Raw genomic sequence first — 13608 nt, 5'->3', positions numbered from 1 at the left:
CTCCTTTCTGGAGACCTTTAGGTTAGACTGGTTAAGGGATTCTTTGTAGATGGTTGGGTTGGTTCTAGACCACTACACTTCTTGTCAATATCTTATCTAGTCCTATAGCTCAGTTGGTTAGAGCGCTACACTGATAATGTAGAGGTCGGCAGTTCAAATCTGCCTGGGACTACAGTAGTATCTCGGGGGATTAGCTCAGTTGGCTAGAGCACCTGCCTTGCACGCAGGGGGTCATCGGTTCGAGTCCGATATTCTCCACGACAGTTTTCATAATGATTAAGGGATAGGTTAGAGTTTAGATGTGAATCTAGGTCTAACCTTTTTTATGTTTATACCTTTAATCTCCTTTGCCGTACAGTCCTTGTCATAGTGTGCTGTGCGTTCCCTTTGCTCTTATTTCTCCATGTTTGGCTAATCATGCGGAAAGTACTACCTTTCGTGCAATTTGCTTAGCAATACACATGCTGTTTAATCTGAATTTATAATAATATCAGTGCGCTATGATCTATGATTTGGCTATTATCGGAGCCGGCCCGGGTGGAGCTGATGCAGCCGAATATGCAGCCGCTAGAGGGCTGTCTGTCGTTATCTTCGAGAAAAACAAAGTAGGAGGCGTCTGCCTCAACGAAGGATGTGTCCCTACTAAAGCCCTACTACACTCTGCTCACATCTATGCCAAGGCCAAAGATGGCCGTAAGTATGCCGTTTCGACCAGCGAGGTCGAGCTGGATCTCTCCAAGCTGATGGCTCGTAAGAACAAAATCCTCAAAAAACTCGGTGCTGGTATCAAGCTCGGTTTGCAGAAGCACGAAGTCACCTTGGTGGAGGCTGAAGCTCGTTTGGCCGGGCAGGCTGACGGTGTATTCAATATAGAGGCTGGTGAAGCGACTTATCAAGCCAAACACATTATCCTTGCTACTGGCTCGGAGGCTTTCGTGCCCCCAATCCCGGGTTTGCAAGAGCACGGCTACTGGACGGCTCGCGAAGCCCTTCAGGTGAGTGAATTGCCCAAGAGCTTAGCTGTAATCGGCGGTGGCGTTATCGGTATGGAGTTTGTGTCTTTCTTCAATACTCTGGGTGTGGAGGTAACAGTTGTGGAGATGTTGCCCAAGATTCTTGGCCCGATGGACGAGGAGCTCTCGACGGAGCTACAGACCGCTTTCGCCAAGCGAGGAGTCAAGTTCTACCTCAATACTAAGGTGCAGAGCATTAGTAATGGCGTTATTCATGCCGAAGGCCCGGACGGAGCTGTGGAGATCGAGGCAGAGCGTATCCTAGTGAGTGTGGGTCGCCGTGCGATTATCAACGGACTAGGTCTAGAAACCGTAGGCGTAGCCACCGAGCGTGGGGCTGTAGTCGTAGATGAATATATGCGCACGAACGTAGCTGGGCTGTATGCAGTGGGCGATATCAACGGTACGTCTATGTTGGCACACACGGCTACACGAGAGGGTGTCATAGCCGTACAGCACATTCTGGGGGAGCCCGAAGCGATGAGCTACAAGGCTATCCCGGGGATTGTCTACACCGACCCAGAGATTGCCTCGGTAGGTAAGACTGAGGCTGAGCTCAAAGCCGCTGGAGTGGCCTATCAGGTACATCAGGTGCCTATGTCACTCTCGGGGCGCTTCGTGATCGAGAACGAAATGGTCAATGGCCTCTGCAAGCTCATCACAGACGAGCAGGGCGTACTACTAGGTGCGCATCTGCTAGGTAATGCAAGCAGTGAGATCCTCGTGCCTGCAATTATGGCCATAGATCGTGGCATGACGCTCAGGGAGCTTAGCCGTATCGTTTTCCCTCATCCTACCATTTGCGAGATCCTGCGTGCTGCAGCCCTTCATTAGTAGGGCGACGGTGCTGTCCATACAAATAAGACGAGGGGCAAATCGGTATCCGATTTGCCCCTCGTCTTATTTGTATGGGTAAGGTGGTCCTATCTGCGTGGCGAGATCATCTTACCTTCTTGATTGAGGAAGTGGTAGGTGTATTCCTGCTTGGAGTGTTTGGCGATCTCATTGATGATCATTTTGTGCGTGTACTTGGGCAGGTCTACCAATAGGTGTGCTCCCTGCTCTGGCAGGCTTACCAATGGTAGCTCAACGGGAATGGGCTTGGGCTGCTCGATCGGTTTGCAACGGCGGAAGTACGCTAGCACTTTGGCTACCATACTTAGGCAGCTGATCGATAGGGCTATGATGCGCTTGCCTAGTTTACTGGCCTTGCCGTGGTAGTACTTGTCGTAGAAGAGAGCCATAGCACCATAGAATGAACGAATGTACTTGGAACTATCGAGTATTGAGCTCTCACCCTTGTAGTGAATGATGGGTGTAGGGAGATAATCGCACGTCCATCCCCCCATCACGACACGATAGGAGAGGTCTATGTCTTCTCCGTACATGAAGAAACGCTCGTCCAGCAATCCGATTTCCTTGAGCGTCTTGCTACGTAGCATCGTAAATGCACCCGAGAGGACCTCTACCGAATGAGTCTGATCGTTGGGGAGATGTCCCATGTAGTAGGAGGCGAAGAGCTTGGACTTGGGGAAGAGGCGTGTTAGTCCCGATAGTTTGCAAAACGATACCCACGTAGAGGGGAAACCACGCTTGCTCTCACGTAGATAGCGCCCTTGTATGTTGTGCATCTTGACGCCGATTGCTCCGCATCGGGGCTGTTGCTGCAGATGCTCAAGGCATCGGGTTAGCGTGTCCTCGGCTATGAGCGTATCGGGGTTGAGCAGTAGAACAAATTCGCTGTCGGATCGCTCAATCGCCATATTATTGGCACGAGAGAAGCCGAGGTTTTCGCTATTCTCAATATAATTAACCCACGGGTAGCGCTCTCTCAAGTAGGTGATTGAGCCATCTCCCGAGGCGTTGTCCACGACCCATACTTCTGCATCTAGATTTTTGATGGCGGCGGCTACTGAACCTAGGCACTGCCCTAGCAGCAGTGGCACTCGGTAGTTGACAATGATGATGGAGAGTTGATGCATAGAAAAACAGGCTAGTGGACTAAGTCGCCCCAATGGGTAGCTCGTCCACTAGCTTTTATAGGATTCAATCTGTGATGACGATTAGGTAATAGTTCTTTTTGCCACGCTGTATCAGCAGATAGCGCTCAGCGATAAGGTCGGACAGACTGACTATTTGGTCTTGATGCTCGATCTTCTCTTTATTGAGGCTCACGCCGCCAGACTGAATGAGCTTGCGGAGCTCCCCCTTGGATGCGAAGATATTAGCCTGCTCGGTCATCAGGTCGATGACCTTGATGCTCTCGGCTAGAGTGGTACGAGCGATAGAGTATTGAGGTACACCCTCGAAGACGCTGAGGAACATATCCTCCGAGATGCGCTGTAGCTGCTCCTTGGTACCTTGACCGAAGAGAATGGAGGACGCCTCAACTGCTGCTTCGTAGTCCTCTCGGCTGTGCACCATCACGGTGATTTCCTCAGCGAGGCGACGCTGCAAGGGACGTAGATGTGGCGCTGTGGCCTGCTCTGCCTCAAGGGCGGTGATTTCCTGCTCTGAGAGGGTTGTGAATATCTTGATGTAGCGAGCCGCGTCGGCATCGCTCACGTTGATCCAGAATTGATAGAATGCGTATGGGGAGGTACGCTTGGGGTCTAGCCATACGTTGCCACTCTCGGTTTTGCCAAACTTGCCACCATCTGCCTTGGTGATGAGTGGGCACGTTAGGGCGAAAGCCTCTCCTCCGTCCTTTCGGCGAATAAGCTCTGTCCCGGTCGTGATATTGCCCCATTGGTCCGAGCCGCCCATCTGTAGGCGGCAGCCATGCTCTCTATATAGATGTAGATAGTCGTAGCCCTGAAGAAGCTGATAGCTAAACTCGGTGAAGGACATGCCCTCACCCTCGCCACTCAGACGCTTCTTTACGGAGTCCTTGGCCATCATATAGTTTACCGTGATATGCTTGCCAATATCGCGAATGAACTCAAGGAAGCTAAATCCCTTCATCCAGTCGTAGTTGTTGACCAGCAGGGCGGCATTGGGCGCATCGCTGTCGAAGTCGAGGAACTTAGATAGCTGAGCCTTGATGCATGCTTGGTTGTGGCGGAGGGTTTCCTCGTCGAGGAGTTTGCGCTCGGCGCTTTTCATAGATGGGTCACCGATCATACCAGTGGCGCCGCCGATCAAGGCGATAGGGCGGTGGCCAGAGAGTTGTAGGTGGCGCAACATCATCACACCTACTAGGTGCCCGATGTGTAGTGAGTCTGCCGTAGGGTCAATGCCTAGGTAGGCTGAGATCCGCTCCTTGGTTAGCAACTCTTCTGTCCCGGGGATCATATCGTGTATCATCCCACGCCAGCGTAGCTCTTCGATAAAATTCTTCATCAGTTGTACGATTAGTATGTACCGTTCTCCAAAAAAACTTATGCGATAATTGGCGCAAAGGTAATCATTTTATTTTGCCCCTTGATTTAGTCTAATTCTCAAACTATGTACTAAGATATCTACTTTGCCCTCACCGTGAAGGGGAACCGTGGATAGGAGAGGGTAACAGCTGCTGTCTATGGCTTCACTCTCGGCTTGGGCGGCTCGGCTACCTAGCTGCTTTCGCTGGACTAACGTGCTTGATGTGGGATTTATTGCTTCAGCCACTAGGGGCTTCATTTGTTTACACCTTTTAATAGAATAGAAGTATGTTTGGCTCAATGATTGGTTTTTGAGGACCAAAGGCCCAAATCGCGTATTTGCCCTCTAGCGGGCTCTACATTGCGTTGGACCTCTATTTGGGCACTTTACTCCAGACGTGTGAAAATAATCGCTTAAAATCAGATCTTTTTTAATGTGTTTATATTTAGTTATATAGGCTGGCTTGAGGGGCGGTTTCGTTTAATTTTAAGTGGAGGTTTTGGCATTTCTTCCCATTAACCTTGCGGGACTGGTGGACATGCCTCTAGGCATTAGTCCACTAATTGGTGCAGATTAGTCCTTCAATTTTTGAGCCTTGTACTAGATCTGGTTGTTTTCTTGTCGATAGAGAGTTTGGGCTTGTTTGCAAATCTTAACAGAAATGACGCTCATCGCATCTTTAAGGTACTAGGCTCTGCTGTTCGGCTTCTTTATACATATATTATGAGATACGGGGTGTTTGCAGAGGAAGTGCTCGGGTAGGTGTGTTGCCATCTTTGCTTTTTTCTTGGTGGGGTTTTGTCAGTTTGGAAAAAGTGTCTATATTTGCAGTCGATTATCCCGAGTAGCATATCGCAATTCTTTGGGTGGTCACGAGTTAACGCTCACAGATGTAAGCCAATGTAGCTCAGGGGTAGAGCACTTCCTTGGTAAGGAAGAGGTCACGGGTTCAAATCCCGTCATCGGCTCTACTGGGGATAGCTTAACGAAAAGGTAATAATTCAAAATAGCAAACTAAAATGGCAAAAGAAACGTTTAACAGATCGAAGCCACACGTAAACGTTGGTACGATTGGTCACGTTGACCACGGTAAGACTACTCTTACTGCTGCTATCACTACTGTGCTCGCTAAGAAAGGTTTTTCTGAGCTCCGTTCGTTCGATTCTATCGACAATGCCCCAGAAGAAAAGGAGCGTGGTATCACGATCAACACTTCTCACGTAGAGTACGAAACAGAAAATCGTCACTATGCTCACGTAGACTGTCCCGGTCACGCCGACTATGTTAAGAACATGGTAACTGGTGCTGCTCAGATGGACGGTGCTATCATCGTGGTAGCTGCTACTGATGGTCCTATGCCTCAGACTCGTGAACACGTGCTTCTAGCTCGTCAGGTGAACGTGCCTGCTCTTGTTATCTTCATGAACAAGTGTGATATGGTTGATGACGAGGAGATGCTAGAGCTAGTAGAGATGGATATGCGTGAGCTGCTGTCTAACTATGAGTTCGATGGTGACAATACTCCAGTAATTCGTGGTTCTGCTCTTGGTGCACTTAATGGTGAGCCTCAGTGGGAAGAGAAGGTTATGGAGCTGATGGCTGCTGTAGATAGCTGGATTCCACTACCTCCACGTGCTATCGACAAGCCATTCCTAATGCCTGTTGAAGACGTGTTCTCTATCACAGGTCGTGGTACTGTAGCTACTGGTCGTATCGAAACTGGTGTTATCCACACTGGTGATGAAGTTCAGATCATTGGTCTAGGTGCAGAAGGTCTTAAGTCTGTTGTAACTGGTGTGGAAATGTTCCGCAAGATTCTTGACGAAGGTCAGGCTGGTGACAACGTAGGTCTACTACTCCGTGGTATCGACAAGACTGACATCAAGCGTGGTATGGTGATCGCTAAGCCCGGTCAGGTTAAGCCTCACTCTCGCTTCAAGGCAAGTATCTACGTGCTGAAGAAGGAAGAAGGTGGTCGTCACACTCCATTCCACAACAAGTATCGTCCTCAGTTCTATATTCGTACGCTTGACGTAACTGGTGAAATCTCTCTTCCAGAGGGTACAGAAATGGTTATGCCCGGTGATAACGTAGAGATCATAGTTGATCTTATCTATCCAGTAGCTTGCAACGTAGGTCTACGTTTCGCTATCCGCGAAGGTGGTCGTACGGTAGGTTCTGGTCAGATCACTGAAATCCTCGACTAATATTCTCCTTGAGAATAAAAGATAACAATCAGGCTCGGCGCACTCGCCGGTAGGTAGCGCCGAGCCTAATATACGGGTTTAGCTCAGTTGGTAGAGCACTGGTCTCCAAAACCAGGTGTCGGGAGTTCGAGTCTCTCAACCCGTGCTAGAAATAATTAAAAAGATGAGTTTAGTAAATAGAATAGGAGCTTCCTTTCGGGATTCATACGCCGAGCTTACACAGAAGGTTACATGGCCTACCCGTCAGGAGCTAACCAGTAGTGCAATTGTTGTGATGATCGCTTCCCTTATCATAGCGATTTTTGTGCTTTTGGTAGATACTGCTTTTGAAAACATTCTATTGTCCGTCTATAGGCTGTTGAAGTAATGGCTGAACTAGCAGAAAAGAAATTCTACGTTCTCCGTGCCGTTAGTGGTAAGGAGAACAAGGTGCGTGAGCAACTTGAGGCCGAGATCAAGCTAACTGATCTTGGTCAGTACGTTTCTCAAGTGATCATTCCCACCGAGAAGGTCGTTTCGCAGCGCAATGGAAAGAAGATTGTCAAGGAGCGTCCCTATTTGCCGGGTTATGTACTCGTCGAGGCTATCCTAGTGGGAGAAGTGGAGCATAGGCTCCGCACAATTCCCAATGTGATTGGTTTCCTTGGTGGCAACAAAGGTGGCTCACCCGAGCCCATGAAGCGCAGTGAGGTCGAGCGCCTTTTGCGTCGTGCAGACCAAGTTGCCGACTCCGAGGGCGAATACGATCTGGAGATCTTCGTCGGAGATACCGTCAAGGTCTCCGAGGGGGCTTTCGCAGGTTGTGAGGCTATCGTCGAGGAAGTAACGCCAGAGAAGCGTAAGCTGAGTGTTATGGTCAAGATGTTTGGCCGTAAGATCCCTCTGGAGCTAAGCTATGCTCAGGTAGCTAAGGAATAGGTTTGTTACGGAACCGCACTTAGCATTATAGTGTATCACACTTATTAAATCAAAGAAAATGGCTAAAGAAGTTGCTGGACAACTAAAATTGCAAATCAAGGGTGGGGCTGCAAATCCTTCACCTCCCGTGGGACCTGCTCTGGGTGCCAAGGGTATCAATATTATGGAGTTTTGCAAGCAATTCAACGCCAGAACTCAGGACCAAGCTGGTAAGATCCTTCCAGTTGTTATTACTTACTACGCAGACAAGTCTTTCGACTTCATCGTCAAGACTCCTCCCGTAGCAGTACAGCTCAAGGAACTTACTAAGGTTAAGAGTGGTTCTGCTCAGCCTAACCGTAACAAGGTGGCTGAGGTTACTTGGGAACAAGTTCGCGCAATTGCTTCAGATAAGATCGTGGACCTAAACTGCTTCACCGTAGAGGCTGCTATGAAGATGGTAGCTGGTACAGCGCGCAGTATGGGTATCGCAGTAAAGGGAGAGTTTCCCGGGTAATATAAATTAATCGAAGAAAATGGGTAAACTGACAAAGAATCAGAAGCTAGCTTTCAGCAAGATTGAACCCGGGAAGGCATACACACTAGCGGAGGCATCTGCTCTAGTCAAGGAGATTACTACGACTAAGTTCGATGCGTCTGTAGATGTCGATGTGCGTCTGGGCGTAGATCCTCGTAAGGCTAACCAAATGGTACGTGGTGTGGTAACTCTACCACATGGTACTGGTAAGCAGGTACGTGTGCTAGCTCTCTGTACTCCAGACAAGGAAGCCGAAGCTCAAGCAGCTGGTGCCGACTATGTAGGTCTGGACGAATATATCGAGAAAATTAAGGGTGGATGGACTGACATTGATGTGATCATCACTATGCCAGCTATCATGGGTAAGATCGGGGCTCTAGGTCGTGTGCTTGGTCCTCGTGGTCTGATGCCTAACCCCAAGAGCGGTACTGTAACCAACGAAGTTGGTGCTGCCGTTAAGGATGTTAAGTCTGGTAAGATCGATTTCAAGGTAGATAAGACTGGTATCGTACACACCTCTATTGGTAAGGTTTCATTCTCTGCCGATCAGATCAAGGAGAACGCTGCTGAGTTCATCTCTACGCTGATCAAGCTCAAGCCAACGGCTGCTAAGGGTACTTATGTGAAGAGCATTTACCTCTCTAGCACGATGAGCCCAAGTATCAAGATTGATCCTAAGTCTGTAGAAGAATAATAAAAGGTAGAAATCATGAGAAAGGAAAATAAAGGCGTTGTAATCGAACAGCTCACAGGCTATCTCAATGAGTATCCTCACTTCTATTTGGCTAACATCGAAGGGATGGATGCTGCCAAGACTGCGACTCTTCGTCGCCAGTGCAACAAGGCAGAGATCAAGCTAGTTGTAGTAAAGAATACCCTCCTTCGTAAGGCTATGTCGGCGGCTGATACCGACCTTGCTCCACTGTATAGTGCGCTCAAGGGCAATACAGCCATCATGTTTGCCAACGTGGCAAACGCTCCTGCAAAGCTTATCAAGGAGTTCACTAAGGATAAGAAGGCTGACAATAAGCTCCGTCTAAAGGGTGCTTATGCCGAGACAGGATTCTACGGCGAAGACCAGCTGGAAACCCTTGTGGCAATCAAGAGCAAGGAAGAACTTGTGGCAGATGTTATCGCCCTTCTACAGTCACCAATCCGCAACGTGGTGTCTGCTCTTGAGAACAAGGACAAAGCAAGCGAAGAGGCTGCTGCTGAATAATTGCCTCAACTAGACAATTAACAAAGAACAAAAACAAAGAAATAATTAAATAACATGGCAGATATCAAAGCTATTGCTGAACAGCTGGTAAACCTAACGGTTAAGGAAGTAAGCGAACTCGCAACTATTCTCAAGGAAGAATATGGTATTGAACCAGCAGCTGCTGCTGTAGTTGTTGCCGCTGGCGGTGGCGAAGCAGCTCAGGAAGAAGAAAAGACTTCTTTCGACGTAATCCTCAAGAGCGCTGGCGCTGCTAAGCTCCAAGTGGTGAAGGCCGTTAAGGAACACTGCGGTCTTGGTCTTAAGGAAGCTAAGGACATCGTAGATGCTGCTCCCGCTCCTGTTAAGGAAGGTGTAGACAAGGCTACTGCTGAAGCTGTGAAGAAGGCCCTTGAAGAGGCTGGCGCAGAAGTAGAGCTTAAGTAACGAAACTCTAACCTGTGAGAATCAGGTAATTATGGTTGAGATTCCTCGTCGAGAGGAGTCTTAACCATTTCGTGTCTTATCATTCCACCAAGTATCATTCATCCTACGAAATGGCCTCAAACCACAATCAATCGAGAATAAACTTCGCATCGATCAAGAATCCGCTTAGATTCCCGGATTTCCTCGAAGTACAGCTGAAGTCTTTCAAAGACTTCTTCCAGCTGGACACTCCTCCCGAACGCAGAAAAAAGGAGGGGCTGTACAAGGTGTTTGCAGAGAATTTCCCTATCGCAGACACGCGCAACAACTTTGTCCTTGAGTTCCTCGACTACTATGTCGATCCTCCCAAATATACGATCGAGGAGTGTCTGAGCCGAGGTCTTACCTATAGCGTACCTCTCAAGGCTAAGCTTAAGCTCTACTGTACGGACCCCGATCACGAGGATTTTGCGACGGTTATTCAGGATGTGTTCTTGGGCCCTATCCCCTACATGACGGAGTCTGGTACCTTCGTTATCAATGGGGCAGAGCGTGTCGTGGTGTCACAGCTACACCGCTCTCCGGGTGTGTTCTTTGGCACGAGCATGCACACCAACCGTACGCAGCTCTACTCGGCACGTATTATTCCTTTCAAGGGATCGTGGATCGAGTTTGCTACGGACATCAATAATGCGATGTATGCCTACATCGACCGTAAAAAGAAACTTCCAGTAACTACCCTGTTGCGTGCCATTGGCTACGAGAGCGACAAGGAGATCCTAGACCTATTCGGTTTAGCCGAGGAGGTTAAGGTAACCAAAGCAGGTCTGAAGAAGTACATCGGTCGCCGCTTGGCTGGTCGTGTCAATAAGACTTATATCGACGACCTCAGTGATGAAGATACTGGTGAGGTGGTTTCTATCGAGCGTACTACGGTACTCATCGATCGTGAAACCGAGCTAACCGAGGAGCATATTGAGCAGATCCTAGAGGCTGGTACTAAGACAATCCTCCTACACCGTGAGGATAAGGTTACCTCTGACTACTCGCTTATCTTCAACACCCTACAGAAAGACCCCTGTAATAGTGAGCACGATGCACTCTACTATATCTATCGTCAGCTCCGTAACGCCGAGCCTGCCGATGAGTCCAATGCACGTGAGGTAATCACGAACCTATTCTTCTCCGACAAGCGTTATGACTTAGGAGATGTAGGTCGCTATCGCATCAATAAGAAGCTCAATCTCTCTATCGATCCAGAGGTACGTGTGCTGACCAATGAGGATATCGTAGAGATCATCAAATATCTAATTGAGCTAGTCAATTCCAAGGCGCAGGTGGACGATATCGACCACCTATCCAACCGTCGTGTGCGCACGGTGGGTGAGCAGCTGTACAATCAGTTCGGCGTCGGGCTAGCTCGTATGGCACGTACGGTACGTGACCGTATGAACGTACGTGACAACGAAGTCTTCGCTCCCATAGACCTCGTTAATGCCAAGACGCTGTCTTCTGTGGTCAATTCGTTCTTCGGAACGAACGCCCTATCACAGTTCATGGACCAGACGAACCCGCTAGCGGAGATCACCCACAAGCGTCGTATCTCTGCCCTTGGCCCCGGTGGTATTAGCCGTGATCGTGCAGGCTTCGAGGTGCGTGACGTACACTATACACACTATGGCCGTCTGTGTCCTATCGAAACGCCAGAAGGGCCAAATATCGGTCTTATTTCTTCGCTCTGCGTGTATGCTAAGATTAATGAGTTAGGTTTCATCTCTACGCCATACCGTGCGGTAAACAAGGGTGTAGTAGACTTCACAGATAAGGGGCTCAAGTACTACACAGCCGAGGAGGAAGAAGACAAAACCGTTGCTCAGGGTAATGCCCCAGTAGACGACAATGGACGCTTCAAGAATGATCGAGTTAAGGCACGCTTCGAGTCGGACTTCCCTGTGGTAACCCCCGAGGAAGTAGACCTCATGGACGTAGCTCCTACTCAGATCGCCTCTATTGCCGCCTCTCTTATCCCATTCCTAGAGCACGATGACGCCAACCGTGCACTCATGGGATCGAACATGATGCGTCAAGCGGTGCCACTGCTCCGCCCAGAGTCGCCTATCGTAGGTACTGGTATTGAGGCTCAGTTGGTGCATGACTCTCGTACGCAGGTTGTGGCCGAGCGTGCCGGTGAGGTTGTCTTCGTAGATGCCAACTGTATCAAGATCAAGTACGACCGCACGGAGCAGGAGGAGTTTGTGAGCTTCGAGGATCCTATCACGACTTACACGCTACCTAAATTCCGTAAGACTAACCAGAGCACGACCATCGACCTACGCCCAATCTGCCAGAAGGGGCAGCGTGTGGCTGCTGGCGATATCCTCACCGAGGGGTACTCAACTCAGGCTGGTGAGCTGGCTCTAGGTCGCAACGTCCAGGTGGCTTATATGCCATGGAAGGGTTACAACTACGAGGATGCTATCGTACTTAACGAACGCCTCGTACGTGAAGACTTCTTCACTTCCGTTCACGTGGATGAGTATCTCCTAGAGGTGCGTGAAACTAAACGTGGACTAGAGGAACTTACCTCCGATATTCCTAATGTGAGCGATGATGCGACACGCAACCTTGACGAGAATGGTATCATTCGTATTGGTGCTCGTGTAGAGCCCGGTGATATTCTTATCGGTAAGATCACGCCAAAGGGGGAGAGCGATCCTACGCCAGAAGAAAAGCTTCTGCGTGCGATTTTTGGCGACAAGGCTGGAGACGTTAAGGACGCTTCGCTCAAGGCTACCCCATCGCTACGTGGTGTGGTTGTAGATACGAAGCTCTTCTCCAAGGCAGTGAAGAAAAAGGGCCGTACCGAAACTAAGGAGATCGTGACTAAGCTCGAGGAGAAGTACGACGTACTGCAAAACGACCTCAAGGCTCTCTTCATCGAGAAGCTACTTGTACTGACAGCTGGCAAGAAGTGTAATAAGGTTAATGACTTCCTTGGTACGGATAAGATTAAACCCGGCTCCAAGTTTACCAAGGCTGATCTTGAGGCACTTCCATACAATGAAATTCTCTTCACCGACTGGACAGAAGACAAGGAAACGAATGAAATGATCCAGAAGGTGGCAGTCAATTACCTCAAGAAGTCAAAGGAGTACGAGGCAGACCTACGTCGCAAGAAACTCGACGAAACAATCGGGGACGAGCTACCAGCTGGTATTGTTCAGATGGCTAAGGTATATATCGCTAAGAAGCGCAAGATCCAAGTAGGGGACAAGATGGCCGGTCGCCACGGTAACAAGGGCATTGTGTCCAAGGTGGTTCGTCAGGAAGATATGCCATTCCTCGAGGACGGTACGCCTGTTGATATCTGTCTTAACCCACTCGGTGTGCCTAGCCGTATGAACCTCGGCCAGATCTTCGAAGCTGTATTGGCTTGGGCTGGCCGTAAGCTAGACTGCAAGTTCGCTACGCCTATCTTCGATGGGGCTTCTCTTGATGATATGAACGACTGGACGGACAAGGCAGGTCTTGCTCGTAATGGTAAGACCTATCTATACGACGGTGGTACGGGTGAGCGTTTCGACCAGCCTGCGACAGTAGGGGTAACTTACTTCCTCAAGCTCGGGCATATGGTCGATGACAAGATGCACGCCCGCTCGATCGGTCCATATTCGCTCATCACGCAGCAACCTCTCGGAGGTAAGGCTCAGTTTGGGGGACAGCGTTTCGGGGAGATGGAAGTGTGGGCACTAGAGGCTTTCGGTGCTTCTCACATTCTGCAAGAAATCCTAACGATCAAGTCCGACGACGTGCAGGGTCGTAGCAAGGCATACGAAGCAATCGTTAAGGGCGATCCTATGCCAACGCCCGGTATCCCAGAGTCGCTCAACGTATTGCTCCACGAGCTTAAGGGGCTAGGTCTGAGCTTTACGCTAGACTAATCATCTCCACAGCCCTCTCCCGCTT

General features: G+C 49.4%; 11 protein-coding genes and 4 tRNA genes. 13 read left to right on the top strand and 2 right to left on the bottom strand.

Annotation, left to right across the window (positions count from 1 at the left end; translation table 11 throughout):
* Window positions 1–98: 98 nt before the first annotated feature.
* The 3 genes from HQ41_RS07280 to lpdA all read left to right on the top strand — a co-directional run bounded on the left by HQ41_RS07280 (window position 99) and on the right by lpdA (window position 1847).
* Window positions 99–172 (top strand) — tRNA-Ile (locus HQ41_RS07280).
* A 12-nt stretch (window positions 173–184) separates the two neighbouring features.
* A tRNA-Ala gene (locus tag HQ41_RS07275) sits at window positions 185–258 on the top strand.
* A 242-nt stretch (window positions 259–500) separates the two neighbouring features.
* Window positions 501–1847, top strand: coding sequence for a dihydrolipoyl dehydrogenase (gene lpdA, locus HQ41_RS07270; protein WP_044189864.1), 1347 nt, complete (start codon window positions 501–503; stop codon window positions 1845–1847).
* 89 nt (window positions 1848–1936) lie between these two features.
* Here the strand turns inward: lpdA and HQ41_RS07265 are convergent, their stop codons facing one another.
* Together HQ41_RS07265 and tyrS are read right to left on the bottom strand one after the other, a co-directional pair.
* Window positions 1937–2995 (bottom strand): glycosyltransferase family 2 protein, encoded by a 1059-nt coding sequence (locus tag HQ41_RS07265; protein ID WP_044189861.1) that lies wholly within the window; start codon window positions 2993–2995, stop codon window positions 1937–1939.
* Window positions 2996–3059: 64 nt separating this feature from the next.
* Window positions 3060–4355: a tyrosine--tRNA ligase gene (gene tyrS / locus HQ41_RS07260; RefSeq protein WP_044189859.1), complete on the bottom strand. Its 1296-nt coding sequence runs from the start codon at window positions 4353–4355 to the stop codon at window positions 3060–3062.
* A 917-nt stretch (window positions 4356–5272) separates the two neighbouring features.
* Between tyrS and HQ41_RS07255 the strand changes: the two genes are divergently transcribed.
* From HQ41_RS07255 to rpoB, 10 genes are all read left to right on the top strand, one after another.
* Window positions 5273–5344, top strand: a tRNA-Thr gene (locus tag HQ41_RS07255).
* Window positions 5345–5395: 51 nt separating this feature from the next.
* Window positions 5396–6583, top strand: a complete 1188-nt coding sequence (gene tuf, locus HQ41_RS07250; RefSeq protein WP_044189856.1) for an elongation factor Tu — start codon at window positions 5396–5398, stop codon at window positions 6581–6583.
* A 72-nt stretch (window positions 6584–6655) separates the two neighbouring features.
* A tRNA-Trp gene (locus tag HQ41_RS07245) sits at window positions 6656–6728 on the top strand.
* A gap of 18 nt (window positions 6729–6746) precedes the next feature.
* Complete coding sequence (secE, locus tag HQ41_RS07240) at window positions 6747–6950, top strand: preprotein translocase subunit SecE (RefSeq protein ID WP_044189880.1); 204 nt, start codon at window positions 6747–6749, stop codon at window positions 6948–6950.
* Window positions 6950–7501: a transcription termination/antitermination protein NusG gene (nusG, locus tag HQ41_RS07235; protein WP_044189854.1), complete on the top strand. Its 552-nt coding sequence runs from the start codon at window positions 6950–6952 to the stop codon at window positions 7499–7501. Before secE ends, nusG begins: the two co-directional genes overlap by 1 nt.
* Before the next feature lie 58 nt (window positions 7502–7559).
* On the top strand, window positions 7560–7997 hold the full coding sequence (gene rplK, locus HQ41_RS07230) for a 50S ribosomal protein L11 (protein WP_044189852.1): 438 nt from the start codon (window positions 7560–7562) through the stop codon (window positions 7995–7997).
* Window positions 7998–8016: 19 nt separating this feature from the next.
* Entirely contained in the window at window positions 8017–8712 is a 696-nt protein-coding gene (gene rplA, locus HQ41_RS07225; RefSeq protein ID WP_044189849.1) for a 50S ribosomal protein L1, read from the top strand.
* Window positions 8713–8727: 15 nt separating this feature from the next.
* Window positions 8728–9237: a 50S ribosomal protein L10 gene (rplJ, locus tag HQ41_RS07220; RefSeq protein ID WP_044189847.1), complete on the top strand. Its 510-nt coding sequence runs from the start codon at window positions 8728–8730 to the stop codon at window positions 9235–9237.
* Between the two features lie 54 nt (window positions 9238–9291).
* On the top strand, window positions 9292–9663 hold the full coding sequence (rplL, locus tag HQ41_RS07215) for a 50S ribosomal protein L7/L12 (protein WP_044189844.1): 372 nt from the start codon (window positions 9292–9294) through the stop codon (window positions 9661–9663).
* A gap of 110 nt (window positions 9664–9773) precedes the next feature.
* Window positions 9774–13583 carry a DNA-directed RNA polymerase subunit beta gene (gene rpoB / locus HQ41_RS07210; RefSeq protein WP_044189841.1) on the top strand — a complete coding sequence of 1270 codons (3810 nt, stop codon included), beginning with the start codon at window positions 9774–9776 and terminating at the stop codon, window positions 13581–13583.
* Window positions 13584–13608: the final 25 nt, after the last annotated feature.

The sequence above is a fragment of the Porphyromonas sp. COT-290 OH860 genome (assembly GCF_000768935.1).
Lineage (GTDB): Bacteria > Bacteroidota > Bacteroidia > Bacteroidales > Porphyromonadaceae > Porphyromonas.
This window is presented reverse-complemented; position numbering and strand designations above follow the sequence as displayed.